Source organism: Nocardia sp. NPDC050712 (genome assembly GCF_040654295.1).
Classification (GTDB): Bacteria; Actinomycetota; Actinomycetes; order Mycobacteriales; family Mycobacteriaceae; genus Nocardia.
Genome location: NZ_JBFAHT010000002.1, coordinates 534,054 through 560,295, shown reverse-complemented (window position 1 = coordinate 560,295; position 26,242 = coordinate 534,054). Strand labels below are relative to the sequence as shown.

The window sequence follows — 26,242 nt, the reverse complement described above, 5'->3', positions numbered from 1 at the left end:
GATTGCCGATCACGCCGGAGCCCCAACCGGCACCGGAACCGCCTCGGCGGGCGCCGCGACCGGGCTCGGCGCCGAGTGCGCCTTCGCGGACTCCGCGGCCAGGATCAGCTCGGCCACCTTCGGGCCGGCCTGCTCCAGGCTGAACGACCTGCCCATCTGCAGTGACATCAGGTCGATACCAAGGGTTTTGGTGACCCGCGCGCCGAGTTCCACCGCCATCAGCGAATCCAGGCCCAGTTCGGGCACCGGCACCGTCATGTCGATGGATTCGACCGGCACGCCCATCACCACGGCGAGTTCGTCGGCCATCTTGCGGGCGACGAAGGCGCCGCGTTTGCCCTCCTCGATGGCGGCCACCTCGGCGCGCAGCTGGGCCAGCTCCGAGGTGTCCTTGGCCGAGACCTGGGCGAGCGCGATCGTGCGTCCGGTGCGGGTGAGCTGCGGGAAGGTGCCGGTCAGCTTGCCCCAGTCGGTCGGGATGATGCCCGCCCGCGAAATACCCAGGCGCAGTGTCTGTTCCAGGTAGGCCGTGGCGTCGGCCATGTCGATCGGGTCGAAGCCGACCAGGTCCAGATACTTGACCGCCGTCTCGTCGGCGGCCATGCCGCCGGTCGCGCCGGAGAGGTGGCCCCAGCCGACGCACAGCGCCCGCTCCCCCGCCTTCGCCCATTCCTGGGCCATGGTCTCCACCGCGAGATTGGCCGCGCAGTAATTGTACTGGCCGTAGATGCCGTACATCGAACCGCCGGAGGAGCACAGGACGAACATGTCCAGGTCGATCCCGGCGTCGGCCACCGCCTGGTGCAGCACCCGGGCGCCGTGCACCTTGGGCCGGTACACGATGTCCAGTTCCTGTGATGTCATGGCGTCCAGGCGGTTGTCGGCGACCGAGCCGGCCGCGTGGAACACACCGCGCAGCGGTCGGTCGGCGACGTCGGCCCGGCCCAGGATCGCGGCGATCGCCTCGGGATCGGTGACGTCGGCCTGCTCCTGGAGCACCTCGAGGCCCGCCGCCTGCCACGCCTCGAGCTGACGTTGCGCCTCCTCGGTGCGCGCGCCGCCGCGGCCGATCAGTACCAGGCGCCGCGCCCCGCGCAGGGACAGCCAGCGTCCGATGGCGATACCGAAACCGCCGAAACCGCCGGTGATCAAATAGGTTCCGGCCGGATCGATGTCGACCTGCGGCAGGTACGGCCGCACGGCGGGCAACGCCGAATCCATCCGCAGGGCGATGCGGGTCAGGCCGGTCGAGCGGATGGTCTCCTCGAAAGCACTTGCCACGTCGTCGGTTTCGAAGAGCCGGTAGGCCAGCGGTGTGTAGGTGCCGGCGAGCACCTTCTCGTAGACCCGCCGCAACAGCTTGATCAACCGTTCCGCGTCGGCCGCGACCAGGCGGTCCAGATCCATCGAGTAGTAGGCCACGTTCTTGTCGAAGTTGGCCAGCTCGAGCAGGCCGCCGGTGTAGATGTCGGCCTTGCCGACCTCGACGATGCGGCCGAATTCGGCGAGGGCGTTGAAGTTCTGGCGCAGGATCTCACCGGGCGCGCTGCTCAGCACCACCTGCACGCCCTTGCCGTCGGTCAGCGCGAGCACATCGTCGACGAAGTTCAGCGAGCGCGAGTCGAGCGCGTGATCGGCGCCGAGCGACAGCACGTGTGCCCGGCGTTCGTCGGTACTGGCGGTGCCGATGATCCGCGCGCCCCGGTCCTTGGCGACCTGGATGGCGGCCGTGCCGACACCGCCCGCGGCACCGTGGATGAGCACGGTCTCCCCCGGTTCCAGCCGGGCCAGATCGTGCAGGGCGTATTCGGCGGTGCCGAACGCGATGGTGCTGGTGCAGTAGGCGGGGTCCACATCGGCCGGAAGCGGAATGGCCCGGGCCCGCTCGACCAGCACGTACCGCTGCATCATGCCCTTGGCCGCGACCGCGACCTGGTCACCCGGCGCGAGATCGGTGATGCCGGGTCCGACCCGCACCACCTCCCCGACGCCTTCCATACCGGGCACGGTGCCGAAGTAGGTGGGCGCGAGCTCGCGCTCGCCGAGCAGCCCGATGACTTTCAGCGGGTCCTTGTAGTTCAGGCCGATGACCTTCATCCGGACCTCGAGCTGCCCCGGTCCCGGCTCCGGGCGCGGGCACTGCCGCCACGCCAGCGCGGACAGCATCCGGGTCCGCGGCAGTTCCAGCGCGAAGTTGGCCTGCGGGTCGGTCAGCGGTTCCGCGGTGTCCAGCGCTTCCAGGCGGTCCGGCAGCGGCTTGGTCACCAGCGGCGTCCAGCGGGTGCCGGAGCGCAACGCGACCTCGTCGGTGTTGTCGCTCCAGAACGCCCCGGGCACCGCGAGTTCGGTGAGCAGGTCGGCCGTCTCGGTCTCGGGTTCCACATCGATCAACCGCCAGCGCAGCGCGGTCTGCTCGTTGAGCAGCACGCGGTGCGCGCCGGCGAGCGCGGCCTGACTCGAATCGGCGAACGCGGGATCCTCCGGCACCGCGAACGCGCGCTCGGTCACCAGGGTGGCGTGGCACTGACCGTCGGCGAAACGCTCGGCCGCCTGCTCGGCATTCTCCGGGTAGGCGAACGCATTGACCGCGACGGCGATTCGCTTCAATTGCCACAGTTCGTCGATGTCGTTCGCGGTGGTGTCCGCGACGACCACGACATGCAGGCGCTCCGTGCTGTCGGCCCGCGCGGACGCCAGCAGGTCGGTCAGGCCGGCCTCCGGCTCGTCCCCCGGTGCGCCCCGGTGCAGTCGCGCACCGGGGATCGCCTCGGTCAGCGCTCGCGCGCGCCGGTCCGCGTCGCCCAGCGCGACGACCACCGTGCTGACCGAATCCTGCGGCAGCACAGTGGGATCCAGCGGATCGCGCTGCTGCATCGTCTCGGTGTAGAAGAAGTCGGCCATCCGGCGCATCGGATCCTGGCCCGGGGTGAGCGCGCCGATCTGCAGGCCGCTCAATCGCATCACCAGGTTGTGCTCGTCATCGAGCAGGTCCACGTCGGCCCGCAGCCGCGCGTGCGGATCGCGGCGCGCGACCACGGTAATCCGCTCCGGCAGCGGCGCGACCACTCGTACGGCCGCGACGCCGACCGGCACCAGGGTGCCCTCGTCGACCCGGGACTCGGCGAACAACAGGGCGGCGGTCTGCATCGCGGCGTCGACGACTGCGGGGTGCGCGAAATGGCCCGAGTCCGTGGCGATGCCGCCGTCCACGATCGCGGTCACGGTGTCGGTCCCGACCCGCGCGGTCCGTACCCGCTGGAAGGCGGGACCGTACTGCAAGCCCGCCGCCGCCAGGCCGCTGTAGAACAGCTTCGGGTCGACGTCGACGCCCACCTCGATCTCCGGGACCTCGACTCGGGTCTGCCGGTGGCTGCCGGTCAGCATGCGACCGGTCGCGTGCAGGGTCCAGGCCGTGCCGGTGGCCGAGCGCGAGCGGATCAGAAAGCGGCCGCTGGCCTCCTCCACGGTCAGCGCGACCAGCGGGACATCCGGGGCGCCCATGATCAGCGGTGCCACGAACCGGACCTGTTCCAGCGCAACGCGTTCGACGCCGAGGCGCTTCGCGGTGGCGCTGAGGGCCGCGTCCAGATAGGCGGCCCCGGGCATGATCTTGACGCCGTTGACCACGTGATCGGCCAGCCACGGCAGCAGTTCGGTGCCGACCTGGAGCAGCCAATCCGGCCGCCCCTCGACATCCGGGTCGCCGAGCATGGCGTAGCTGCCGGGGCTGCCCAGGCGGGCCTGTTCGAACAGCGGCAACGCCGAGTGCAGCCGGGTCCGCTGCCACGGATACCGCGGCAGCGGCACGTGCGGTGCGCGCGGGCCATCGGCGGGGAACAACCGGTCGAGATCTAGCACACCCGCGCCGTAGAGACCGATCAGGGTGCGCCGCAGGCTTTCCGAGTCCGGTTGCTTGCGGTCCAGCGTCGGCACCGTGGTGCCGTTGACGTCCGCGCCCAGCAGCGTCTCGCGGATGTTGCCGGACAGGACCGGGTGCGGTCCGACCTCGAGGAAGACCCGGCGCTGGCCGAGCAGCGCGGTGATCGCGTCGGCGAAGCGGACCGGCTCGCGCACGTTGGCGGCCCAGTAGTCGGCGTCCCAGTCGGGTCCGGTGACCTCCGCGCCGGTGACCGAGGAGATCAGCGGAATGCTCGGCGCCTGCGGCCGCAATCCCGCCAGCACCGCGCGCAACTCGTCCAGGATGGGGTCCATCAGGCGACTGTGGTACGGCACCTCGACCCGCAGGGGACGCGCGAAAACCCCGTCCTCGGTGAGCTTTTCGCCGATCTCGTCGAGCCGGTCGACGTCGCCGGACAGGGTCAGCGAGGTGGCGCTGTTGATCGCGGCGATATCGACCCGGGGGTCGTCGGCGACGAGTTCGCGGGCCTGGTCGTAGGACATGCCCACGGCGAGCATGCCGCCGGAACCGGCGGTGCTCGCCTGGAGCCGGGCGCGATGGTAGGCCACCAGCACCGCCTCGCGCAGGGTGAGCATGCCGCTGACGTAGGCCGCGGACACCTCGCCGACACTGTGGCCGACGATGGCCGCCGGTTCGATGCCGTACCGCGCGAGTTCGCCCACCAGCGCCACCTGCACCAGGAAGTTGGCCGGCTGCGCGACCTCGGTGCTGGTGACCCGGGACTCCGCCTCGGGCCGCCGCAGTTCCTCGATGATCGACCAGCCCGCGATCGCGCGGAACTCGGCGTCGACCTGCTCGGCGATCTCGGCGAAAGTCCCTGCGGTGGAAAGCAGCTCGCGTGCCATGCCCCACCACTGCGGACCCATACCGGAGAACACGAATACCGGTTCGGTGGTCCGCGCCACGATGGTGCGGACCGCGTCGCGACCTTCGCCGCCGGCGAAGGCGCGCAGCTCGTGCACCAGCTCATCGGTGCCGCCGAGCAGCATGCCGGTGCGGAACTGGTGGTGCGCCAGGCGCGTCCACGCGGCCTTGGCCAGCCGCTGCGGCTCCGCGCCGGCGGTGATCAGTTCGGCGAACCGCCCGGCCAGGGCCCGGGCGGCCCCGGTGCTGCGCGCCGAGATCGGCAGCACACCATAGTGTTTCGGCTCCGGCGCCGGATCGACGACAGCGGCAGGCCGGTATTCGCGCAGGATGGCGTGCGCGTTGGTGCCGCCGTAGCCGAAGCCGTTGACCGCGACCGACATCGGCGGGGCGTCCGCGGGCAGCGGTTCGGCCTCCGTCTGGACGTGCAGGCCCAGTTCGTCGAAGGGAATATCGGGGTTGGGCTTGTCGATCCAGCCCTGCGGCGGAATGGTGCGGTGCCGGATCGCCAGCGCCGCCTTGATCACACTGGCAACCCCGGCGGCGGCCTCGGTGTGCCCGAGCGTGGACTTCACCGAGCCGACGCCCAGCGTCCGGGTCCGCTTGTCCGGCATGCCGAAAACCCGTCCCAGCGCCCGCAATTCGACCGGATCGCCGACCAGGGTGCCGGTGCCGTGCGCCTCGACATAGGTGATCGACTCCGGCGCCAGCCCGGCCCGGGTGCAGACCGCGCGGGCCAGCGACTCCTGGGAGTCGGCGTTCGGCACGGTGATCGCGGTGGTGCGCCCGTCCTGGTTGGCGCCGGTCGCCTTGACCACCGCGTAGATCCGGTCGCCGTCGCGCACCGCGTCGTCGAGTTTCTTCAGCGCCACCATGCCCGCGCCTTCGCCGCGGCCGTAACCGTCCGCGGCGGCGTCGAAGGACTTGCAGCGGCCGTCCGCGGCGAGGAAACCGCCCTTGCACATCAGCACGAAGGTCTCCGGCTGCAGCATCACGTTGACGCCGCCCGCCAGCGCCACCGAGCAGTCCCCGTTCTGCAGCGCCTGGCAGGCCAGATGGAAAGCCACCAGCGAGGACGAGCACGCGGTGTCGACGGTGATCGCGGGTCCGACCAGGTTGAGCGCGTACGCGATCCGGTTCGACAGCATGGTGTAGGACGCGCTGGCCGGGGTGTGCATATCGGTGTGGAACAGGGCCGGGCCGACGACGCCGATCACCGACTGGTCGACCACGAAACCACCGACGTAGACGCCGACCGAACCACCGGAGGCGTGCCGGGCGATGCCCGCGTCGTCGAGCGCCTCCCAGGTGACCTCCAGCATCAGGCGTTGCTGCGGGTCGAGCACGGTGGCTTCACGCGGCGAGATGCCGAAGAAGTCCGGATCGAACGCCCAGGGATCGGCGGTCATGAACGCACCGCGCTTGGTGTAACTGCGGCCCGGGGTCCGGGGTTCGGGGTCGTAATAGCGGCGGTAGTCCCAGCGATCGGCGGGCATCTCCACGACACCGTCACGCTTATCCAGGACGAAATCCCAGAATGTGTCCGGCGAGTCGATTCCTCCCGCGAAACGGCACCCTATGCCGACAATTGCGATATCCGACATGCACATCCTCCAGGGGCGGATCGTGGTGAGCGCCAACGATTCCGGCGACCTGTGATCGAGCCCGCTGGCGATGGCCTCACATTAACTGCCCGCACAGCGGCATTCGCGCCTTCAGGGACAGTTCACAATTCGATCACGACGAAACTGTGGAATTTCGAATGTGCCCGGCCGGGAGCGCTGAAACGCATTGCGGCTACATATATTTCCAGTACCCGACTACTGTGCCGGACCAGGATGGCCTGGTCGGAAAGGCTGCGAAGTTGAGCGAGCTCACCCGGTGGACAGACCTGCTCGTTCGGCGGCGGTTCAGCGTCATCGCCCTCGTGGCCGGCGGCCTGCTGGCACTCGGCGTCTACGGCCTCGGACTGCACGATCACCTCAGCGTCAGCGGCTGGGACGACCCCGGCTCGGAGTCGGCGCAGGCCGCGCGGCTGCGCGATCACGCGTTCGGCAACGATCACGTCGCCGACGTGCTGCTGCTGTTCCATGCCCCGCCGGGCGCCACCGTCGACGAGCCGGACTTCGCCGCCACCGTGACCGCCCACCTCGACAGTCTGCCGCAACGATTTCCGGGCGAGATAATCAAGATCAACGGTGCCTACTGGCCGACCGAGACCGGTGTGGCCGTGCCGGAGATCTTCGGTACCGAGCAGCGTGAGCACGCCTTCGCCTCGATCGCCATCCGCGGCGACGACGACACCACGGTGCTGAACAACTACCGCGAGATCGCCGGCGAGCTGGCGCTACCGGGCATCGACATGGAGGTGGCCGGCGGGCAGCCGGTCGCGCTCGCCCTCAACGACACCATGGCCCACGACCAGCTCCGCATGGAACTGATCGCCATCCCGGCGGTCGCGGTGCTGCTGTTCTTCCTGTTCGGCGGGGTGGTCGCCGCGGCGCTGCCGCTGGCTGTCGGCGGGCTGACAGTGCTCGGCGCCTGGGGCGTCGTCCGCTTCCTGACCACCTTCATGGAAGTGAATTCCTTTGTTTCCCCCGTTGTTTCGATGATCGGTCTCGGTCTGGCCATCGACTACGGCCTGTTCATCGTCAGCCGATTCCGGGAGGAACTGGCCGCGGGTCGCGAGGTGCCGGCGGCGGTGCGGGGCGCGGTGGCCACCGCCGGTCGCACCGTGGTGCTCTCGGCGACCATCGTGGTGGCCGCGGCGGGCGCGATCCTGTTGCTGCCACACGGCTTCCTGCGTTCGTTCGCCCTGGGCGCGATGGTGACGGTGGCGCTGGCGGCGGCCGTCTCGGTCACCCTGCTGCCCGCCGTGCTGGCCGTGCTCGGCCGGCGGGTGGACTGGCTGGGGTTCAACCGCTTCCACTCCCGCCGAGCCGATGCCGACCAGCGGAACAATCCGTGGGGCCGGGTCGCCGGCTGGGTCATGCGCCGGCCGCTCGCGGTGGCGGTGCCGGTGGTGGCGATCCTCGTCCTGCTCATCGTCCCGGTACGCGATGTCGCGTTCGGCGGCATCTCCGAGCGCTTCCTGCCGCCCGAGCATCCCGTGCGCACGGCGCAGCAGCATTTCGACGAACTCTTCCCCCTGCGTCAGATCAATCCCGTCGAACTCGTGGTGATCACGCGCGGCGACGCCGATATGGACACTGTGCTGGACACGGCGAACCAGGCGCCGGGGCTGAAGGCCCCGTTCCCCTCACCCCTGCACGCGTCCTCCCAGCTCGGCGTCTTCACCACCTCGACCGTCGTGCGGGACGCGCGCGCCGCCGACGAAACCATCGACTACCTGCGGGCCATGCCGCTGCCGCAGGGCACCATCATGCTGGTGGGCGGGCAATCCGCGATCGAACGTGACAGCGTGGACGCGCTGCTGCACCGGATGCCGTGGGTCATCGTGCTCGTCTTCCTGCTCACCACAGCGCTGATGGTGCTGGCCTTCCGCTCGCTGGTGCTGCCGTTGCAGGCCGGGTTGCTGAACCTGCTCGGGCTCGGCACCACGCTCGGCGTTCTCACCTGGATCTTCGTCGACGGCAACGGCTCCGGCGTGCTGAACTTCACGCCCCAGCCGATCATGGCGCTGGTGCTGGTGCTGATCATCTCGGTGATCTACGGCTTGTCCACCGACTATCAGGTGTTCCTCCTGGCCCGGATCCACGAGGCGCGCACCGACGGGGCGGCGAACTCCGAGGCGGTGCGCGTCGGCATCGCCCGCACCGGCTGGATCATCAGCGCCGCCGCGCTCATCCTGGTCGTGGTGTGCGGCGCCTTCGCGCTCTCGGATCTGGTGATGATGCAGTACATCGCGATCGGCATGGTCACCGCGCTGGTCGTCGACGCGACCGTGCTGCGGCTGCTGCTGGTGCCGGCGACCATGAAGCTGCTCGGCGAGTTCTACTGGTGGGCGCCTAAGCCGCTGCGGCGCAGGGAATCGGCCGCGGCTGTCGCCGCCGAGACCGTCGTCCGACCCGAGGAACTGCCCGCCGAACCGGTGGCAGCGCGCCGGTGAGCGCGTGGATCACGGGGTCGCGACCCGGCTCCACGGTGTCGACCCCAGGGTGGCACGGCGATCGGGCAGCGCCAGCGTGAGTACGCCGAGGCCGAGAGCCGTGACGGCGATCGCGGAAAGCATGGCCATGCTGCCGGTCAAGGTGTGCGAACGGAAGAAGAGCGCGCTGAGCACGGCCAGCCCGACCGAGTTCCCGATCTGCTCGACGGTGGGCAGCAGACCGGACGCCTCGCCCATGTCGCGGTCGTCCAGCCCGGCGAGCATGATCGGCTGCAACGGGACACCGAACACCCCGACCCCGAAACCGGACAGGAACACCGGTGCGGTGACCAGCGCCAGATTCACCGCGCCGCCGCCCACGTACAGATACCCGACACCCACCGCGACCCAGAACCCGAAGAACGCGACGCCCGCGGCGAGCACGCGAATACCGAAGCGGTGCACCAGGATCGGCGATACCAGCGCACCGGCGCCGGCGCCGATGGCGAAGGGCGTCATGGCGATTCCGGTCCGCAGCACCGAGAAGCGCAGCACCTCCTGCAGCAGGATCGACACGGTGAACACGAACGCGGTGAACAAACCGAAGAAGATGGTCACCAGCACCGAACCGACCGCGAAACCCTTGTCGGCGAACAGATCCAATCGGACGAGCGCGATTCCGCCGCGCCGCCTGGTGGCTCGTTCGTAGGCGACGAACAGTCCGCCGAGCGCCAATGCCGCTGTCAGGTAGGCACCGTGCGCCGGCCGCCAGCCGCCGTGCTGACTGTCCGCGAGCGCGAACAGCAGCAGGAACAGCGCTGCTGCCGCGATCACCGAGCCGCGCAGATCCAGTGGGGGTCGCTCCGGCGCGGGACCGATCTTCAAGTACTTCAGCGCCAAGCCGATGGCGAGCACACCGAGCGGCAGGTTCATCAAGAAGATGACGTGCCACCCCAGGCCGAAGGGATTCAGGGTCACCAGCGCGCCACCCACGATCGGGCCGAGCATCCCCGCGAACCCGGCCGTCGCGCCGTAGGCGGCGAAGGCGTAGGGCTGATGGTCGCGCCGGAAGGAGGCGGTGATGACCGCGATGGTCTGCGCCGCCATGCCCGCCCCCGCCACGCCCTGGACGATCCGGGCCGCCACCAGTTCCAGGGCGCTGGCGGACATTCCGCACCACAGCGAAGCGAGGGTGAAGGCCGCCGCCGACCACAGGAACATCCGGCGCCGGCCGAGGATCGCCCCGAGGCGGGCCGCGGTGAGCAGCACGCAGGCGAAGGCCAGCGAGTAACCCGCCACCATCCACAATTGCTGCGACTGCGACGCGCCCAGGTCGCCGGTGATCACCGGCAGCGCGGTGGTGACGATGGTGACGTCGATCATCTGCATGAACACCGAGATCAGGCAGGCACCGAACGAGCCGAGGGCCACCGCCGCTTCGCCGCGAGTCATTTCAGCGCCTCCTCGAACATCGGCCACGAGTTGTGCAGGTCGTCTTGCCAGTAGCCCCACGAGTGCGTGCCGGTGGGCCGCAGATCGAACGTCGCGGGCACGTTCGCCGCCCGCAGCCGCTCTTGCAGCTGGCGGGTGCACAGGTAGGCGACCACCTCCATCGGCGCTCCGAACATCAGCTGGTAGAGCAGCATCACCACGTCACCGCCCGCGCCCTCGAAGTTCTCCCGCGGCCCCGGCATCCCGGTTCCGGTCGCGACGTAGACGGCGGTGCCGCGCAGTTTGTCCGCGTGCAGATAGGGGTCGTGTGCGCGCCAGGCCGGGTCGCTCGGCGGTCCCCACATATTGACCGCGGTGCCGCGCTGGGTGGTGACCACGGCCTGGACAATGGCCTGCCCCTTGGGATCACTGGTCTGCACACACCCGCTGTACGAGCCGATCGCGCGATAGAAACCCGGTGCGGCAAGCGCCAATTGGAACACCGAGGTGCCCGCCATCGACACGCCCGCGATGGCGTTCGCGCCGGTCCCGTGGAACTCCCGATCCACCAGCGGCGGCAACTCCGCGGTCAGGAAGGTGGCCCAGCGCTGTTTACCGAGGATCGGATCGTCGGCCCGCCAGTCGGTGAAATAGCTGCCCGCGCCGTCCAGCAGCACGACGACGTTCACCTGCTTGCCGGCGAAGAATTCGGCGACATCGGTGCGGTCCAGCCAGTTCCCGTCCGTGCCGCCGCTGGAGCCATTCAGTAAATACAGTGTCGGCGCCGGTGTGTCCGGGTCGGCGGCGCGCAGCAATGTCATCCGCACCGCCCGATTCATCGCCGCCGAATACACCGTGAGCCGGGTCTGCCGCCCCGGCTCCTGGCGCAATTCGACAATCCTCGAGGTAGCCGCGAATTCCGGATCAGCACGCGCGACCGTCCATCCGCCGGCGAGAAAAAGCGACACCACCAGCAGCGCTGTGCCCATTCGCCACGAATGTCCCGGCATGTCGGCCTCCTGCCCGGGTGCGATGTCTCCGATTCGAAGTCAAGACAATCGAGCGCGGCCGCGCCAGCCGATCGGGTAATGCTGTGGCGGTTACTAATTCACCGAGGATTTCATCTGGTCGATTCCCAAATTCTGGGCATCGAGCCGCGTCTCGTCACCTGCCGGGCGACGTCCACTACGCGGCGCAGCAGTACTCCCGACTCTCGGAGCACCACGAATGCCCCAGGGATTGCCCGTGATACGTTGTGCCCCAGGTCAATTCGCTGAGGGCACGCAGCGCAGTCGAGTAGCAGGGCCGTTCGAGAGGGGATTTCAGCTTTGAGCCGCCGCACCGTGAGGGAAACATCGTTCAGAGCCAAGCTGGCCGCGTCGGTGGTTGGCCTGAGCCTGCTGGCAATCACAGTGATTTCGGCGCTTGTCGTCGCCACGGCGGCGCCCGCCGACCGCGCCGGCGTCGCCCAGCTCGTATTCTCCTCGGTGCTTCCGCTGCTCGGCACGTGGGTGGGCACCGTGCTCGCGTTCTACTTCGCCCGCGAAAACCTCGAAGCGGCAACACAGTCGACGTTGCGGCTGTCGGGCGGATACAAGAAGGACGACTCGGTCACCACCGTCATGATCCGCCGAGACCAGATGATCGTCCGGACTCCCGCAGGTGGCGAAAGAATCGGCGCCATCACCTTGGATTCCATCGCGACGATCATCGCCGTGACCGGCAAGAAGCGTGTCCCCATCCTCGATGACAGCGGCAGCGTCGAATTCGTCATCCACGAATCGCTGCTGGACTCCTACGCACGCACCGTGACACCCGAGCGGTACGCGCGGGCCTCGCTCGACGATCTACTGTCCAGCCCCGAGAACTCCAGACTCGCAAGGGCTATCGGCTTCGTATCGATCACCGCGACCATGGGAGAAGCACGCGATCAGATGCAACGCGTCAACGACTCCAACGACATCTTCGTGACCTCGTCGGGATATCCCGCCGAACCCGTCCTGGGGTGGCTGACCAATAACCTCCTGGCCACGGTGCAATAGCGCCCGCGGATCGAGGAGGACTGGTCACCGGAGCGATGTGGGCACCGCCCGCGCGAGTAGGTTCGGGGCCATGGACAACGGGGAACCCAGCCGGACAGCATTCGCGACCGCCTACGCCCGGGCCTATCATCAGGTCGCCGACCGGCCGCGCATCCTGACCGATCCGCTCGCGGCGCGTCTGCTCGGGGTCGCGGCGGGGGAACTGTCGGAGTCGAGCGACCCGACGAGGTCCGGCACTGTCGTCATGGATCGCCCGCGGCGCTTGTTCTTCGCTGCTCGTGCGCGTTTCGCGGAGGATCGGGTGGCCGCGGCCGCCGCGGCGGGGGTGCGGCAGGTGGTGATCCTGGGCGCGGGGCTGGATACCTTCGCCTACCGCAACCCGCACCCGGAGCTGCGGGTTTTCGAGGTCGACCATCCGGCGACCCAGGCGTGGAAGCATCAGCGCCTCGCCGCGGCGGGTATCGAGCGGCCCGGCACACTGACCTTCGTGCCGGTCGACTTCGAAACCCAGGAACTGGCAACAGAATTGGAGTCGGCCGGTTTCCAGCGCAGTGAGCCGGCCGTGTTCGTGTGGCTGGGTGTCATTTTCTATCTGACGCGGGAAGCCGCCTTCCGCACCCTGGAATATGTTGCTGGTCAGGCCCCGCCGGTCGAGGTGATCTTCGACTACTTGCAGCCGCCGGGCACCGACGAGGAGCGGGCGCGGGCGCAGGAGCGCGCCCGCCGATTGGCCGCCGCGGGGGAACCCTGGCTCAGCACCTTCACTCCCGCCGATATCGACGCCCAGTTGCGGGCGCTCGGTTTCACCGACATCGAAGACCGCTCCGGTACCGAGGTCATCGCCGGATATCTCGAGAACGATCCCGAATTCCAGGGCGAAGCGCCCCAGGCCCTGCGCCCGAGCCACATCCTCCGAGCGAGCCGCTAGAAACCGCTGTCGTTCGGCAAAATCCGCCGCACCGGGAGCGAGGTGCTCTGCCCGATGGCCTCCTCCAGATTCTCCCAGCGGGTCACCAGATCGGCGATCATCAGCATCATGACGTCGGGGAACGCATAGAGAAAGGTCTTGTAGCGGTAGTGGTCCAGGTAGTAGGCCCGGACAGCGGTGACCGCCGACGCCGTGGTGGTCCGGGCGTCGAAGAAGAGGTCGTGACTACCCAGCACCGTGCCCGCCGACATGGTCGTGCGCTCATAGATTCCGCCGAAATCGACCTCCACGGCGCCTTCCGCGACCACGAAGATGCCGTTCGCGCAGTCGTCTTCCTTGCAAACGAGATCACCTGGGGAATAACGGATCTCGTCGAACATCGACGCCAGCGTCTCCAGGTCCGCAGCCACGAGAGAGCGGAACAGCTGAACCCCGAAGGTGTCCGCGCTCGCGGACAGCACCGCCATCCGCCGCTGCAGTTCCCGGGGATCGATGTGGTTCATCCGCATTCGAGCGAACCGCTTCATACGATCGATGTCGCGGCGCTGCCGGCGTGAGGTCTCGGTGGCGGGTGGCGCGTAGATCGAGCCGTCGCCACTGATCCGCGCCGCTTCACGCAACCCGGACTCGTAGGCGCTGTGCACGCAGCCCCAGTGGTAGCTGTTCGTTCCTTCCCCGGCGAAATACACGCGGTCGTCGATGGGTTCGGCCAGGATGTCGAGGTCCTTCGAGGAGCCGTGCACGCCGATACAGGTGTAGGAGCCGCGGGCGAACGGGTCCGCGGACCAGGCGGTGCGCGAGATATGTTCGGCCGCAGGGGCATCGGGGCCGAAGATGTCGCGGACGACCGTCCCCGCGTACTCCGCGACCGCCTGGTCCGACCAGCTCTCCATCGCGCGCCCCAGCGAGGCGCCCAACAGCATCACCAGGATCGGCTTGCCGTGCGACTTCCACAGATTGATGACCACGGTGGGGTACTTCTCGGTGTCCCGGCACAGATAACCGAAGACGTACTGTTCCGCCGGCCAGAAGCAGGTGTCGTAGTGCAGCGCGATCTTGTTGAGGGTGCCGAACCCCAGATGATCCAAGGCGGTGCGCTTGGCAGCCGGCAGCGCGGGATCGAACACGACCGAACCGGCCTTGAGAACGCCGACCGGCAGCGTGACCAGCACCTTCTCGGCCTCGAACGTGGCCTGCTCGGTGACCACCCGCACCGCCGCGCCGTACTCGATCCTGGTCACGATCTGCCCGGTTTCGATCCGCAGCCCCGCGGCCAGCGCGTCGACCAGTGCCCGGTAGCCACCCCGCAACACACTGTCGCCGTAGCCGTAGACGCGGTAGCCGTCTTCCCAGTACTTGAACGACAGCCGGCCCGGATCCTCGGCGACATCCTCGCGCAGAATGATGTTCAGGTGATAGCGGACGGCCTGTTCCTCTTCGCCCGAAAGGCAAGTGTCGGTGAGGATTCCGTCGAGCGCCTCCTGCAGCGAGGTATCGGGTTCGTCCCGTCGACGAGCGAGTTCCGCCCGCTTCTCCAACTCGTGCAGGATTCCGTCGGCGAGTTCGAGCGTGCGCCCCTTCACGGCCGCGCTGGCCGCGCAGCGGTCCGAGCCGAACAGGTTCAGACTGTCGAACCCACCCGTGTAGGCGCTGTCCCCGCCGACGTAGCTGAACGGGAGTTCGAGGTTCTCCACGACTTCGGTCAGCGGGTTCCCCTCGGTCCCGTGGATCCAGTGGGCACCGAGGTCGACCCCGTCGTCGTCCGTCCAGATCCGGCCGCCGAGGCGATCACGAGCTTCCAGCACGACGACGGTGTAGCCACGGTCCTGTAGCGCGCGGGCGGCCGACAATCCGGCGATCCCGGCTCCGACAACGAGCACTCGCGGCGGCGAAAACGATCCAGAAAAGCCATACGACAGATGGTCATTCGAATCGGTCATGGCGCGAGTATGACGATCCCGCCGGCCGCACAGGCCGAGAATCCTGGCAAGAGCTAACTGTCAGCACCAAGTCCAGCGTGTCGCGGCGGCCGTCGGGCATATTGGAGGGATGAAGTATGTCTTGCTGATCTGCGATGACGAGGCTTCCATCCCGAGCCCCGCCGAGATCGCGGCGGATCCCGCTCATATCGACTACGCGCGGGAGGTCGACCGGCGGCAAGCCGGCCGGGGCGGCGCGCGCCTCCGACCCGTTGCCGAGGCGACAACCATCCGGGTGCGCGCGGGCGAAACCCTGATCACCGACGGCCCGTTCGCCGAAACCAAAGATTTCATCGGCGGCATCGACATCCTCGAATGCGCCGACCTGAACGAAGCCATCGAGATCGCTTCGCGCCATCCCTACGCGCTGCACGGGTCGATCGAGATCCGGCCGGTGTGGGAGTGAATGCGCCCCACGTCGTCCGGGACGCGGTGGACGCGGCCTATCGCACGGAATGGGGTCAGATAGTCGCCACGCTGATCGGCGCGACCGGGGACTGGGACCTGGCCGAGGACTGCGCGCAGGACGCCTTCGCCACCGCCTTGTCGGCCTGGGACCGCGACGGCGTCCCCGACCGGCCGGGCGCATGGCTCACCACGACCGCGCGCAATCGCGCCATCGACCGGCTGCGCCGCGAGACGGTCGCCGGTGCGAAACTGCGCCAGCTCGCCGTGCTCGGCCGCGACCAGGCCGGGCCGGCGTCCGAGGCGATCCCCGATGACCGGTTGCGGCTGATCTTCACCTGCTGTCATCCGGCGCTGGCGTTGCCGAACCAGGTCGCTTTGACCTTGCGCACGCTGACGGGCCTGAGCACAGCGGAAATCGCAGCGGCGTTTCTGACCGCGGAATCCACCATGGCACAGCGGCTGGTGCGCGCCAAGCGCAAGATCGTCGACGCCGGTATCCCCTATCGCGTGCCGACGCCGGAACAACTCCCGGAACGATTGCCCGCGGTCTCGGCGGTGTTGTATCTGATCTTCAACCAGGGCTACAGCGTGACCGACGACCAGCGCGGGCTGGCGCCGGAAGCGATCTTCCTCGCCCGGCTGGTGGCGACGCTGCTACCCACCGAGCCGGAAACCGAAGGTCTGCTGGCGCTGATGTTGCTCCTGGAAGCGCGCCGCCCGCAGCGCGTCACCGACGGCGTCTTGATACCGCTCGAGGATCAGGACCGGTCGCTGTGGGATCACGCGGTGATCGCCGAGGGGATCGGAATACTCGATCGAGCATTGGCGTCCCAGCGCCCCGGCCCGTACCAGGTCCAGGCCGCGATCGCGGCCTGCCACGCGACCGCGTCCGACGCCGCGGAGACCGACTGGCCCCAGATCGCGGCCCTCTATCGCGAGCTCTCGCGGATGACGCCCTCACCCGTGGTCGAGCTCAATCGGGCGGTAGCGGTCGCGATGGCCGAAGGTATTCCGGCCGGGCTCGAACTCGTCGACGCACTCGCCGACTCCGGGCACCTGCACGGCTATCACCTGCTGGCCGCCACCCGAGCCGATCTGCTGCGCCGAGCCGGGCGCGCCGAGGAGGCGGCCGCGGAGTACGCCACCGCGGTGGAGCTGGCGCCCACCGACGCCGAGCGGCGGTATCTGGCCGGGCGGCTGCGCGGGCTCTGACCTCCGCGTCACGTCTTTTCAAAAGAATTTCGGCGGCACTGTCGATCCGGCCGACCCCGGTTCGTCGGTGGGGTAAACCACCGAGGAAAGGAATGACGATGAGCAACTCCGAGCATCTGACCGCCACGATGTCCGTGCCCCGAACCCCGGACGAGGTGATGGCGGCAGTCATCGATGTGCGTGGCTGGTGGAACGCGAACATCATCGGCGAGACAGCCGCCGTCGGTGACGAGTTCGTCTTCACCGACGACAGCAAATACGCCGGCGAGACGGCCAAGGAGAAGCAAGGCATCCGCTTTGCCCGCTTCCAGCTCACCGAGGTCGTGCCCGGCGCCCGAATGGTCTGGCAGGTCATCGATTCGGAGCTGACCTTCATCGACGACCACTCCGAATGGACCGGCACCACCGTCGTCTTCGACATCAGCGCGACCGCAGACGGCACCGTCCTGCGTTTCACGCACGTGGGCTTGACCGCGGGCGAGTCCGAATGCTTCGAGGAATGCTCGCGCGGGTGGACGTTCTACATCACCAAGAGCCTGCCGCAATTGATCACCACCGGAACCGGCGACCCCATCCCGAGCTACCGCGCCTGACTCATTCCACCTGGAATTGGGGGCATGACCGCGGCAACAAGCCTTGTTACTCTCACGGCTCATCGCATCAACGTGGAGGAACTCTTGTACCGTCCCATGCTGAATGTCATTGTCGGCGGCGCGTTTGCCGCCGCACTCGCCCTGCAGCCAGCGTTCGCCGCGGCCGCGCCGAACGAACTCCCGGCGGCGCCGTCGACCCAGATCACCGCGCCGTTCGACCCCATCTGCCCGCTCTGCTTCGTTCGGGAATTCCTCGAAAGCGGTTCCGCGCGCTGATAATACGACCGGACCGGGCGAGCAGAACCTGCTCGCCCGGTCCGGTCACCCAGCCTCAAACCAAGCGGAACCCGTGGTTCGCCAGGGCTTCACGCAACCGGTGACGCCCGTTGAGGCTGGCCGCGGAGGTGAGGCGATTCAGGACCCGCTCGGTCCAGGAGTGCGCGAGGCGCTCCTCGGCGTAGAACTGGGCGATGCGCTGCTCGTAGACCGCGACGTGTTTGCGCTGCTCGGTCAGTTTGTAGGTTTCGTGGTGCAGGACCGCGGCCTGTGGGAGGCGCGGTTTGATCCGGGCCGACTCGGCGGGGTCGGGATGGCCGACGACCAGTCCGAACACCGCGAAGACCTGCTGCGGCAGATTCAGTTCCGCGGCAACGAGTTCGGGGTGATTGCGCAAGGCGCCGATGTACACGGTGCCCAGCCCGACGGACTCCGCGGCCACGACCGCGTTCTGCGCGGCCAGCGCGGCGTCGATGAAGCCCACATAACTGGATTCGAGGTAGTCGGCGCCCTCCAGCGGGGTGTCGTGGTCGGCCGCCAACTGCCGGAGCCGGGCGAAGTCGGCGGTCCAGACCAGCAGCACCGGGGCCTGCAGGATGTGCTTCTGCCCGCCGGCCAGTTCCGCCAGCCGCGCCTTGCGCGCCGGGTCACGCACCGCGATGACACTCCACACCTGCAGATTCGAAGAGGTGGCCGCGGACTGCGCCGCCGAAATCAGCAGGTGCAGCGTCTCATCCGAGACCGGGGTGTCGAGATAGGTGCGAACCGAACGATGCTCGTGCAATACCTGCAGCACGGGATTCCAGTGCGCCGGCGTCGCCGAATCCACCTCTCGATACCGTTGCCGCAGCGCGTCTGCCAGCACTTCCTGTGTCATACAGGTCATCTCCTCTTTCGCCGCGTCCAGGCTGTACTCGGTAGTGCAGTGCGGGTACAGCGAGACTGGAGTACTACCCGCCCCCAGTCCAGCATTGCGTTCGGCCAGATTTCATAACACCTGCCGCAGTACCGCCCCGTCCGCCGTACTGCATCCGCAGTACACCCAACGGCCGTCACCTGCACGATGCCGACTACGGACCCCCCCGACGACCATGGCGCCATGGCGAAATATCTGTACCGGCTCGGTCGGTTCGCGTTCGAGAAGCGGCGGCTCGTGGTCCTGCTCTGGCTGGGGGTGATGGCCGCGCTGGTGGCCGGGGCGGCCAACGCGCCGACGGCGCCGCCGGACAAGTTCTCCATCCCGGGCACCGAATCCCAGCAGGCGTTCGACCTGCTGGGTGAACGGTTCCCGGGCACCAAATCCGATGGGGCACAGGCACGTATCGTGTTCGTCGCCCCTGATGGACAGCAGATCGGCGCCGAGCCGAACAGGGCGGCGGTGGAGCAGATCGTCGCGAAGGTGGCGGGCGGCGGGCAGGTGACGGGCGTGCTCGACCCGTTCCAGACCGGCGCGATCAGCGCGAACGGCACGACCGCCTACGCCACCGTCAACTACGGCGAGACCAGCGAGAATCTCACCGATGCCACCAAGGCGACGCTGACGGCGGCGGCCGAGAACAGTGCGCCCGGCGGCGTGACCGTGGAAATCGGCGGGTCGGCGTTGCAGGCGGAACCGGAAATGGGCGCCGCCACCGAGATCATCGGCATCGTCATCGCGGCCATCGTCCTGATGATCACCTTCGGCGCCTTCGCGGCCGCGGGCCTGCCGCTGCTCACCGCGCTGATCGGCATCGGCGTCGGTATCGCCGCGATCGTGGCGATCGGCATGTCCACCACGACCACGACGCTCGCCATGATGCTCGGGCTCGCGGTCGGCATCGACTACGCGCTGTTCATCGTCTCCCGGTATCGGACCGAACGCGCCGCCGGGCACAGTGCCGAGGAGGCGGCGGGCCGGGCCGTCGGAACCGCCGGTTCCGCCGTGGTTTTCGCCGGTCTGACCGTGGTCATCGCCCTGGCGGGGCTGGCCGTGGTCGGCATTCCGGTGCTCACCCAGATGGGATTGGCCGCGGCGGGCACGGTCGCCGTCGCCGTCGTGATCGCCTTGACCCTGCTGCCCGCGCTGCTCGGGTTCTTCCAGCGGGCGGTAATGCCGCGGGCATTCCGCAAGGCGTCGATCGAGAACCCCGCACCGGCGGCCGCGAAACCCACCATGGGCACCCGATGGGCCGGTTTCGTCGTGCGTCGCCCGGTGGCGGTGCTCGTCCTGGGCTTGATCGGCATGGGCGTGCTGGCCTTGCCGGTGCAGAGTCTGGAACTCGGCATGCCCGGCGACGAATCGCAGCCGACCTCGACGACGCAGCGCCGCGCCTACGACGCGCTCGCGGCCGGCTTCGGCCCCGGATTCAACGGGCCGCTCACCGTCGCCGTCGACCTGCGCGACGCCGCCGATCCGAAGGCCGCGCTGGCGCAGGTGTCCGGCACGCTGGCCGCGACCGAGGGCGTGGTGTCGGTCTCGCCCGCGATACCCAACGAGGCCGGCGACGCCGCCATGCTCACCGTCGTCCCGGCCACCGGTCCGTCGACGACCGAGACCAAGGATCTCGTGCACACGCTGCGCGGCGAGGCGGGCGAGCTGAAATCGGCGACCGGGGCGACCGTGCTGGTCACCGGCGCGACCGCGATGAATATCGACGTCTCGCAGAAGATGGCCGACGCCCTGCTGCCCTATATCGCCGTGGTGGTCGGGCTGGCGATCCTGTTGCTGATGATCGTGTTCCGCTCGATCGCGGTCCCGATCAAGGCGGCGCTGGGCTTCCTTTTGTCGGTCGGCGCGGCCTTCGGCGTGATCGTCGCGGTGTTCCAGTGGGGCTGGCTGGCGGAGCTGCTCGGTGTGCACCAGACCGGACCCGTGATGAGCATGATGCCGATCTTCCTGATCGGCGTGGTGTTCGGACTCGCGATGGATTACGAGGTCTTCCTCGTTACCCGGATGCGGGAGGCCTTCGCGCACGGTGAGAGCGCCCGCGACGCCATCATCACCGGATTCCGGCACAGCGGGCGGGTCGTGGTGGCCGCGGCCGCCATCATGATCGCGGTGTTCGCCGGATTCATCGGCGGCGGCGAACCGATGATCAAGATGATGGGGCTCGGACTCGCGGCGGCGGTCTTCTTCGACGCCTTCGTCGTCCGGATGACCCTGGTCCCGGCCGTGCTCGCCCTGCTCGGCGACCGAGCCTGGTGGCTGCCCCGCTGGCTGGCGAGGATCCTGCCGAACGTGGACGTGGAAGGGGAAAGCCTGAATCGCCACGAGACCGTCGAACCGGTCCGGGAATTGGCTTCCACCTGGTCCTAAGCAGCACCGCACGGGTAGGCCGCCTCGGATCGGGGCGGCCTACCCGCCCGTGCGGAGCCTGCCGATTAGGGTTCTCGAGGACAAGGAGGAACGCCGATGACCACCGAATGGTCGCAGTGGCCGCGCCGGCACAGCCGCGCCGTCGATGTGATCATCGCCGTTCTGCTGTGCGCGCTGGCCACCTACGCGAGCCGGGTGACCGACCTCGGCAACGGGCAGGGCCCGATCGTGGCGCGCCCGGCCTCGCTGGCCGTGTTCGGTCTCTCGGCGACAGCCTCACTCGCCCTGCTCGCTCGTCGCCGCTTTCCGTGCGCGGTGCTGACGATCACCACCGTGTGCGGAATCGTCATCGGCGCTTTGGGTTTCGAGGTGTCGGTGGCCACCACCGGCGCCGCCTTCGTCGCCGCGTACTCGCTCGGATTGTGGTCGGCGGATCTGCGCACGGCCAAGATCGCGCCGGCGATCTCGGGCGGCGCACTGCTGATCACCTCCCTCTTCCACCATTTCACCCCGATCCTGACCGGCGGCCGCGTCAGCCTGATCGCCGCGATCCTGGTGGCGGGCGCGTTCGCCGAGGCCGGGCGCAACCGGCGCAACTATCTCGCGGCCCTGCACGCGCGCGCGGAGCTCGCCGAACGCACCCGGGAGGAGGAGGCACGGCAGCGGGTCGGCGAGGAGCGGCTCCGGATCGCGCGGGAGCTCCACGACATCGTCGCGCACCATATGGCCCTGGCCCATGCCCAAGCCTCCACGGCCGCATACCTTTTGCGCAGTCAGCCGGACCGGGCACAGGAGATGCTGGATCAGCTCGCGGGCACCACCTCGGCGGCGCTGCGGGAGCTCAAAGCCACCGTGGGGCTGCTGCGCGAGGACGATTCCGACGCGCCGCTGGAACCGACCCCGGGCTTGGCGCAGCTGCCCGAACTGCTCACCTCGTTCGAGCGGACCGGACTCACCCTGTCGCTGTCGATCACCGGGGTGCCGCGCCCGCTGTCCTCCGGCGTGGATCTGACGGCGTACCGAATCATTCAGGAGGCACTGACCAACGTCACCAAGCACGCGGTCACTGCGACGGCGACGGTACGCCTGGTCTACTCCCGGCAGTTGCTGACGATCAGCGTGCTCGACGACGGCACCGAGGCCGCGGAACATGGTGGCGGCGAACAGGATTCGGACAGTCAAGGCTACGGCCTGATCGGCATGAACGAACGGGCCGTCTCGGTCGGCGGTCATCTGCACGCCGGGCACCGGCCCGACGGCGGGTTCGAGGTCACCACCGAGCTGCCCCTCGAACCACCGCACACCCCTGACCGCGAGGACGACCCATCATGACGATCCGGGTACTGCTGGCCGACGATCAAGCCCTCCTCGCCGGCACCTTCCGGCTGCTGATCGATTCGGCCGAGGACATGGCCGTGGTCGGCATCGCGGGCAACGGCCGCGAAGCGGTCGAACAAGCCCGGGCCACCACACCGGATGTGGTGGTCATGGACATCCGCATGCCCGGCGTCGACGGCCTGACCGCGACCGAGGAGATCTGTGCCGACCCGGCGCTGCGCGAGACCCGCGTCCTGATCCTGACCACCTTCGAACTCGACGAGTACGTGGCGCAGGCGCTGCGCGCCGGGGCCAGTGGGTTCCTCGGCAAGGACGTGGGCCCGGAAGAACTCCTGCGCTCCATCCGTGCCGTCGCCGCGGGTGACGCCCTGCTCTCCCCCACCGCCACCCGCTCGCTGATCGCCCGCTATCTCGCCCGCCCCGAAAGCCGGGTCGGCGCGGCCGAATCCCTCGAAGTCCTCACCGCGCGCGAGCGCGAGGTCCTCGCCATGGTCGCGGAGGGGCTCTCCAACGAGGAGATCGCCGAGCAGGCCTACGTCAGCCCACTGACCGTGCGCACGCACGTGCAACGGGCCATGTCGAAACTGGGCGTCCAGAACCGCGCGCAACTCGTCGTCATCGCCTTCCAGTCCGGGCTGGTGCGGGTCGAACCGCGGCGACCGGACGGCAACCGCCACCTCTGACGTATTCCGGCACCCGCGATCGTCAGCGTGGCGGCGGCCGGAGTGGGAGCGGTTCGGGAGTTCGGTCCGGGCGGAACACGCACCGGGTGCCGGTGTAGATGGTCGGCATGCACTCGTTGCAGTGCACGCACGCGGAGCGGGTGGCGGCGTCGGATCGGATGCGGTGCAACAGGTCCGGCTCCCGGAGCAGGGCCCGGCCCATGGCGACGAATTCGAAGCCCTCGGCCATGGCCCGCGTCATGGTGTCCATGTTGGTGATGCCGCCCAGCAGGATCAGCGGCATGGTCAGTTCGCGGCGGAACTGGCGGGCGCGCTCCAGCAGGTAGGCCTCCTGGTACGGATACTCCTTCAGAAAGGCCCGTCCGACCAGGCGGAAGCCCCAACGCGCCGGTCCTGGAAGCACTTTCGCGAAGGAGCGGCGCGGGGCGGTGCCGTGGAACAGCAGCATGGGATTCAACAGTGAACTGCCCGCGGTCAATTCGAGCGCGTCCAGCGCACCGTCTGCCTCGAGCCAGGCGGCCACCTGCAGTGATTCCGGCACGGTGAGCCCGCCACGGCGGCCGTCCTCCATATTGAGTTTCGCCGTGACCGCGAGCCGGTCGCCCACGGCATCGCGGACCGCACAGGCGATTTCCCGCGCCAGCCGGGCCCGATTGGCCGGCGAGCCGCCGTACCCGTCGCCGCGCCGGTTCAGCAGCGGACTCAGGAACGAGCTGACCAGGTAGTTGTGCCCGAAATGAATCTCCACCGCGTCGAACCCGGCCTGTTCGGCCAGGAGTGCCGCCCTGACGTGCGCCGCGACCAGCTCCGGAATCTCCGACTCGGCGGGAACCCGCATCGCGCGCATGCTCAACGGGCTGAACATCGGGCTGGGCGCCAGCGCCGGAGCACGGTTGGAGGCCGCGTTGGCCACCGGGCCGGCGTGCCCGATCTGCGCGCAGATCGCCGCGCCCTCCGCGTGCACCGCCTCGGTCAATTTCCGCAGTCCCGCAACGGCTTCCGGGCGCATCCAGATCTGTTTGCGATCGGTGCGCCCACCCGGCGCGACCGCGCAGTAGGCGACCGTGGTCATCCCGACCCCGCCCGCGGCCACCTCTCGGTGGAATGCGATCAGTTCGTCGGTCACGAGCGCGTCGGGGGTACGCCCCTCGAAGGTCGCGGCCTTGATCACCCGGTTGCGCAGGGTGAGCGGGCCCAGCCGCGCCGGTGCGAATATCTCTGTCATTGCCGCTCTCCCGTCGGCGCGGTCAATCCGGCCACCACGAAATCTCGCAGCGTGACCAGCGACCTGGCCGACATTCCATGTTCGTCGATCTCAGGACTGCCGAAACGCATGATGATCAGGTCGAAGGACAGCATCCACCGGCGCTCGGCCTCGGCCGCGGGCAATTCCGGCAGCAATGCCGCCCAGGCAGCCATCCGAAACCACTGCCCCCGCCAGACCCGCCGGTGCCGACCGATGACGAAGCGGGACAGCAGCTGAAGGTGCAAGCGCCCCAGCGGATTCGCCGACAGGTCGCGAAACGGCGCGAGAATCGCCTCGACCAGATTCGGCACCGAATCCCAGCCCGCGGACGCCTTCGCCAGCCCCTCGGCCCACAACGGCGCCAGCCGGTCTTCGATCAGCGCACCGATCAGCTCCTCTTTGGAACCGAAGTGATAGTGCACCGCGGCGGGATTGGCCCCCGCCTCGGCACAGATCTGCCGCACCGAGACCTCGTCGTAGGCGCTGGTCAACAGCAACCGCTCCGCGGCGGCCAGCAGGCGTTCCGGCGTGCCCACCATGACCTTGTCGCCCATGCCGACGAGTGAAACACGTTCCCGTCAGGAATTCAATCACTGATTGAAACACTGCTTGGGCCGCTCGCCGACCCGAGCCTTGACGCAACCGATGGGTTGCAATACATTTATCGCAACCCAGTGATTGCAATAAAGGAGCAGGTAATGGGATTCCCCGATCAGATCGTTCGCACGCTCGACCTCGCACACCCGCCCGCCCAGGTCTGGGCCGCGATCACCACTGCCGAAGGGCTCGGGTCCTGGTTCGGCAACACCGCGACCATCGACCTGCGCCCCGGCGGTGCGGCACAGATGACCTTCGACGGCGGGCACACCGCGAACATGCGGGTGGAACGGGTCGAGGAGCCCAGCATCTTCGGGTTCACCTGGCATATCCACGGCCTGCCCGACGAGGACCCGCGCCGCACCTACGTCGAGTTCACCCTCGAACCCGTCGGCGCGGGTACCCGGCTCACCGTCGTCGAGGCCGGTTTCGCGCAGCTTCCCGACGACGCGCACCAGACCGCGTTCGGCGGCAACACCGACGGCTGGCGCAGCGAGCTCGGTGAGCTGGTCGAGTACCTCGATGCGGCCTGAGCTGGAAGCCACCGCCGAACGGGTCTTCGTCGCACTCGCCGACCCGAGCCGGCGCGCGGTCCTGGCCACCCTCGCCGCGGACGGCCCGGCCACCGCGACCGACCTCGCTGATCGACTGCCCATCACCCGGCAGGCGATCACCAAACACCTCGGCCTGCTGTCGGACGCGGGCCTGGTGATCGCCGAACCCGGGGAACGGCGGCGCATCCGCTACCGCCTGGATTCCGCCCCGATGCAAGTGGCGCAACAGTTCCTGGCCGCGCTGGCCCGGGACTGGGACGGCCCGCTCGACGCACTGCGCAGACATTTGGACAGCTAGAAAGGGAAAAGCAATGAGCACAAGCGATTTCACCGCGACCATCACCGTCGCGGCCACCCCCGAGGCGGCCTTCGCCGCGATCACCGATGTGCGCGGCTGGTGGTCGGAGACCATCGTGGGTAGCACCGGCACCGTGGGCGACAGCTATTTCTTCGAGGTGCCCGACGCCCACCGCTGCACCATGACCACCACCGAGTCGATCCCCGGTAAGCGCCTGGTCTGGCACGTCACCGACGCCTACCTGTCCTTCGTCGCGGACACCGCCGAATGGGAGGGCACCGACGTCGTGTTCGACCTCACCGAACACGACGACCGCACCGAAATCCGTTTCACCCATGTCGGTTTGCGTCCCTCGGGCGAGTGCTACGAGGTGTGCTCGAACGCCTGGGGCTCGTACGTCAGGTCCAGCCTGTTCGACCTGATCACCACCGGCACGGGCGACCCGTTCCGGCGCGGCACCACCCTCGCGATGGAGGCGTCCAAGCACGGCAACACCGAACTCCTCGGCCTGCCCGAATCGGCGTGAGGCCG

The 26,242-nt window shown here is 68.6% G+C and carries 20 protein-coding genes; 13 read left to right on the top strand and 7 right to left on the bottom strand.

The features are described 5' to 3' along the window. Window positions 1-9: 9 nt before the first annotated feature. Window positions 10-6,387 carry an SDR family NAD(P)-dependent oxidoreductase gene (locus AB0H76_RS12985; RefSeq protein WP_357321913.1) on the bottom strand — a complete coding sequence of 2,126 codons (6,378 nt, stop codon included), beginning with the start codon at window positions 6,385-6,387 and terminating at the stop codon, window positions 10-12. 260 nt (window positions 6,388-6,647) lie between these two features. On the opposite strand from AB0H76_RS12985, the gene AB0H76_RS12980 reads away from it, so the two are divergent. Beyond that, window positions 6,648-8,852, top strand: a complete 2,205-nt coding sequence (locus tag AB0H76_RS12980) for an MMPL family transporter (RefSeq protein WP_357321910.1) — start codon at window positions 6,648-6,650, stop codon at window positions 8,850-8,852. Between the two features lie 9 nt (window positions 8,853-8,861). On the opposite strand, the gene AB0H76_RS12975 is transcribed toward AB0H76_RS12980, so the two are convergent. Both AB0H76_RS12975 and AB0H76_RS12970 read right to left on the bottom strand, forming a co-directional pair. Then, on the bottom strand, window positions 8,862-10,283 hold the full coding sequence (locus AB0H76_RS12975) for an MFS transporter (protein WP_357321907.1): 1,422 nt from the start codon (window positions 10,281-10,283) through the stop codon (window positions 8,862-8,864). Continuing rightward, window positions 10,280-11,272, bottom strand: a complete 993-nt coding sequence (locus AB0H76_RS12970) for an alpha/beta hydrolase family protein (protein WP_357321904.1) — start codon at window positions 11,270-11,272, stop codon at window positions 10,280-10,282. Before AB0H76_RS12970 ends, AB0H76_RS12975 begins: the two co-directional genes overlap by 4 nt. A gap of 318 nt (window positions 11,273-11,590) precedes the next feature. On the opposite strand from AB0H76_RS12970, the gene AB0H76_RS12965 reads away from it, so the two are divergent. Further along, entirely contained in the window at window positions 11,591-12,304 is a 714-nt protein-coding gene (locus tag AB0H76_RS12965; protein WP_357321901.1) for a hypothetical protein, read from the top strand. Window positions 12,305-12,374: 70 nt separating this feature from the next. Then, window positions 12,375-13,232 (top strand): class I SAM-dependent methyltransferase, encoded by an 858-nt coding sequence (locus tag AB0H76_RS12960; protein WP_357321898.1) that lies wholly within the window; start codon window positions 12,375-12,377, stop codon window positions 13,230-13,232. Here the strand turns inward: AB0H76_RS12960 and AB0H76_RS12955 are convergent. Beyond that, window positions 13,229-15,172 (bottom strand): FAD-dependent oxidoreductase, encoded by a 1,944-nt coding sequence (locus AB0H76_RS12955; RefSeq protein ID WP_357321895.1) that lies wholly within the window; start codon window positions 15,170-15,172, stop codon window positions 13,229-13,231. The two genes, AB0H76_RS12960 and AB0H76_RS12955, sit on opposite strands and share 4 nt — an antisense overlap. Before the next feature lie 109 nt (window positions 15,173-15,281). Between AB0H76_RS12955 and AB0H76_RS12950 the strand changes: the two genes are divergently transcribed. The 4 genes from AB0H76_RS12950 to AB0H76_RS12935 all read left to right on the top strand — a co-directional run bounded on the left by AB0H76_RS12950 (window position 15,282) and on the right by AB0H76_RS12935 (window position 17,700). Next, complete coding sequence (locus AB0H76_RS12950) at window positions 15,282-15,617, top strand: YciI family protein (protein ID WP_357321892.1); 336 nt, start codon at window positions 15,282-15,284, stop codon at window positions 15,615-15,617. Further along, a complete protein-coding gene (locus AB0H76_RS12945; protein ID WP_357321889.1) occupies window positions 15,614-16,831 on the top strand; it encodes a DUF6596 domain-containing protein in 1,218 nt (405 codons plus the stop codon). The genes AB0H76_RS12950 and AB0H76_RS12945 overlap by 4 nt, the downstream gene beginning before the upstream one ends. 98 nt (window positions 16,832-16,929) lie before the next feature. Then, the gene (locus AB0H76_RS12940) at window positions 16,930-17,424 is read left to right on the top strand and encodes an SRPBCC domain-containing protein (RefSeq protein WP_357321886.1); all 495 of its coding nucleotides are present in this window, start codon (window positions 16,930-16,932) and stop codon (window positions 17,422-17,424) included. A gap of 24 nt (window positions 17,425-17,448) precedes the next feature. Beyond that, window positions 17,449-17,700: a hypothetical protein gene (locus AB0H76_RS12935; RefSeq protein WP_357321884.1), complete on the top strand. Its 252-nt coding sequence runs from the start codon at window positions 17,449-17,451 to the stop codon at window positions 17,698-17,700. Window positions 17,701-17,755: 55 nt separating this feature from the next. Here the strand turns inward: AB0H76_RS12935 and AB0H76_RS12930 are convergent, their stop codons facing one another. Continuing rightward, window positions 17,756-18,577 carry an NADPH-dependent oxidoreductase gene (locus tag AB0H76_RS12930; RefSeq protein ID WP_357321881.1) on the bottom strand — a complete coding sequence of 274 codons (822 nt, stop codon included), beginning with the start codon at window positions 18,575-18,577 and terminating at the stop codon, window positions 17,756-17,758. Between the two features lie 222 nt (window positions 18,578-18,799). On the opposite strand from AB0H76_RS12930, the gene AB0H76_RS12925 reads away from it, so the two are divergent. The 3 genes from AB0H76_RS12925 to AB0H76_RS12915 all read left to right on the top strand — a co-directional run bounded on the left by AB0H76_RS12925 (window position 18,800) and on the right by AB0H76_RS12915 (window position 23,016). Continuing rightward, a complete protein-coding gene (locus tag AB0H76_RS12925; protein ID WP_357321878.1) occupies window positions 18,800-20,995 on the top strand; it encodes an MMPL family transporter in 2,196 nt (731 codons plus the stop codon). Window positions 20,996-21,091: 96 nt separating this feature from the next. Then, window positions 21,092-22,327 (top strand): sensor histidine kinase, encoded by a 1,236-nt coding sequence (locus AB0H76_RS12920; RefSeq protein WP_357321875.1) that lies wholly within the window; start codon window positions 21,092-21,094, stop codon window positions 22,325-22,327. Then, window positions 22,324-23,016: a response regulator transcription factor gene (locus tag AB0H76_RS12915; RefSeq protein ID WP_357321872.1), complete on the top strand. Its 693-nt coding sequence runs from the start codon at window positions 22,324-22,326 to the stop codon at window positions 23,014-23,016. The genes AB0H76_RS12920 and AB0H76_RS12915 overlap by 4 nt, the downstream gene beginning before the upstream one ends. Before the next feature lie 22 nt (window positions 23,017-23,038). Here the strand turns inward: AB0H76_RS12915 and AB0H76_RS12910 are convergent, their stop codons facing one another. Then, on the bottom strand, window positions 23,039-24,241 hold the full coding sequence (locus tag AB0H76_RS12910; protein WP_357321869.1) for an NADH:flavin oxidoreductase: 1,203 nt from the start codon (window positions 24,239-24,241) through the stop codon (window positions 23,039-23,041). After that, the gene (locus tag AB0H76_RS12905; RefSeq protein WP_357321866.1) at window positions 24,238-24,816 is read right to left on the bottom strand and encodes a TetR/AcrR family transcriptional regulator; all 579 of its coding nucleotides are present in this window, start codon (window positions 24,814-24,816) and stop codon (window positions 24,238-24,240) included. Before AB0H76_RS12905 ends, AB0H76_RS12910 begins: the two co-directional genes overlap by 4 nt. Window positions 24,817-24,960: 144 nt before the next feature. Here AB0H76_RS12905 and AB0H76_RS12900 point away from each other — a divergent pair, with 144 nt between their 5' ends. The 3 genes from AB0H76_RS12900 to AB0H76_RS12890 are packed head-to-tail and all read left to right on the top strand — an operon-like array spanning window position 24,961 to window position 26,237. After that, the gene (locus tag AB0H76_RS12900) at window positions 24,961-25,392 is read left to right on the top strand and encodes an SRPBCC domain-containing protein (RefSeq protein ID WP_357321863.1); all 432 of its coding nucleotides are present in this window, start codon (window positions 24,961-24,963) and stop codon (window positions 25,390-25,392) included. Beyond that, the gene (locus tag AB0H76_RS12895) at window positions 25,382-25,711 is read left to right on the top strand and encodes a metalloregulator ArsR/SmtB family transcription factor (RefSeq protein WP_357321860.1); all 330 of its coding nucleotides are present in this window, start codon (window positions 25,382-25,384) and stop codon (window positions 25,709-25,711) included. Before AB0H76_RS12900 ends, AB0H76_RS12895 begins: the two co-directional genes overlap by 11 nt. A gap of 13 nt (window positions 25,712-25,724) precedes the next feature. Beyond that, complete coding sequence (locus AB0H76_RS12890) at window positions 25,725-26,237, top strand: SRPBCC domain-containing protein (RefSeq protein WP_357321857.1); 513 nt, start codon at window positions 25,725-25,727, stop codon at window positions 26,235-26,237. The last annotated feature ends 5 nt before the right edge of the window (window positions 26,238-26,242 follow it).

What these genes read in the sequence shown, in the direction of transcription:
- AB0H76_RS12985 (WP_357321913.1), bottom strand. Translation starts at nt 6,387, where the DNA reads ATGTCGGATATCGCAATTGTCGGCATAGGGTGCCGTTTCGCGGGAGGA.
- AB0H76_RS12975 (WP_357321907.1), bottom strand. Translation starts at nt 10,283, where the DNA reads ATGACTCGCGGCGAAGCGGCGGTGGCCCTCGGCTCGTTCGGTGCCTGC.
- AB0H76_RS12970 (WP_357321904.1), bottom strand. Translation starts at nt 11,272, where the DNA reads ATGCCGGGACATTCGTGGCGAATGGGCACAGCGCTGCTGGTGGTGTCG.
- AB0H76_RS12960 (WP_357321898.1), top strand. Translation starts at nt 12,375, where the DNA reads ATGGACAACGGGGAACCCAGCCGGACAGCATTCGCGACCGCCTACGCC.
- AB0H76_RS12955 (WP_357321895.1), bottom strand. Translation starts at nt 15,172, where the DNA reads ATGACCGATTCGAATGACCATCTGTCGTATGGCTTTTCTGGATCGTTT.
- AB0H76_RS12950 (WP_357321892.1), top strand. Translation starts at nt 15,282, where the DNA reads ATGAAGTATGTCTTGCTGATCTGCGATGACGAGGCTTCCATCCCGAGC.
- AB0H76_RS12940 (WP_357321886.1), top strand. Translation starts at nt 16,930, where the DNA reads ATGAGCAACTCCGAGCATCTGACCGCCACGATGTCCGTGCCCCGAACC.
- AB0H76_RS12935 (WP_357321884.1), top strand. Translation starts at nt 17,449, where the DNA reads ATGACCGCGGCAACAAGCCTTGTTACTCTCACGGCTCATCGCATCAAC.
- AB0H76_RS12930 (WP_357321881.1), bottom strand. Translation starts at nt 18,577, where the DNA reads ATGACACAGGAAGTGCTGGCAGACGCGCTGCGGCAACGGTATCGAGAG.
- AB0H76_RS12925 (WP_357321878.1), top strand. Translation starts at nt 18,800, where the DNA reads ATGGCGAAATATCTGTACCGGCTCGGTCGGTTCGCGTTCGAGAAGCGG.
- AB0H76_RS12920 (WP_357321875.1), top strand. Translation starts at nt 21,092, where the DNA reads ATGACCACCGAATGGTCGCAGTGGCCGCGCCGGCACAGCCGCGCCGTC.
- AB0H76_RS12915 (WP_357321872.1), top strand. Translation starts at nt 22,324, where the DNA reads ATGACGATCCGGGTACTGCTGGCCGACGATCAAGCCCTCCTCGCCGGC.
- AB0H76_RS12910 (WP_357321869.1), bottom strand. Translation starts at nt 24,241, where the DNA reads ATGACAGAGATATTCGCACCGGCGCGGCTGGGCCCGCTCACCCTGCGC.
- AB0H76_RS12905 (WP_357321866.1), bottom strand. Translation starts at nt 24,816, where the DNA reads ATGGGCGACAAGGTCATGGTGGGCACGCCGGAACGCCTGCTGGCCGCC.
- AB0H76_RS12900 (WP_357321863.1), top strand. Translation starts at nt 24,961, where the DNA reads ATGGGATTCCCCGATCAGATCGTTCGCACGCTCGACCTCGCACACCCG.
- AB0H76_RS12895 (WP_357321860.1), top strand. Translation starts at nt 25,382, where the DNA reads ATGCGGCCTGAGCTGGAAGCCACCGCCGAACGGGTCTTCGTCGCACTC.
- AB0H76_RS12890 (WP_357321857.1), top strand. Translation starts at nt 25,725, where the DNA reads ATGAGCACAAGCGATTTCACCGCGACCATCACCGTCGCGGCCACCCCC.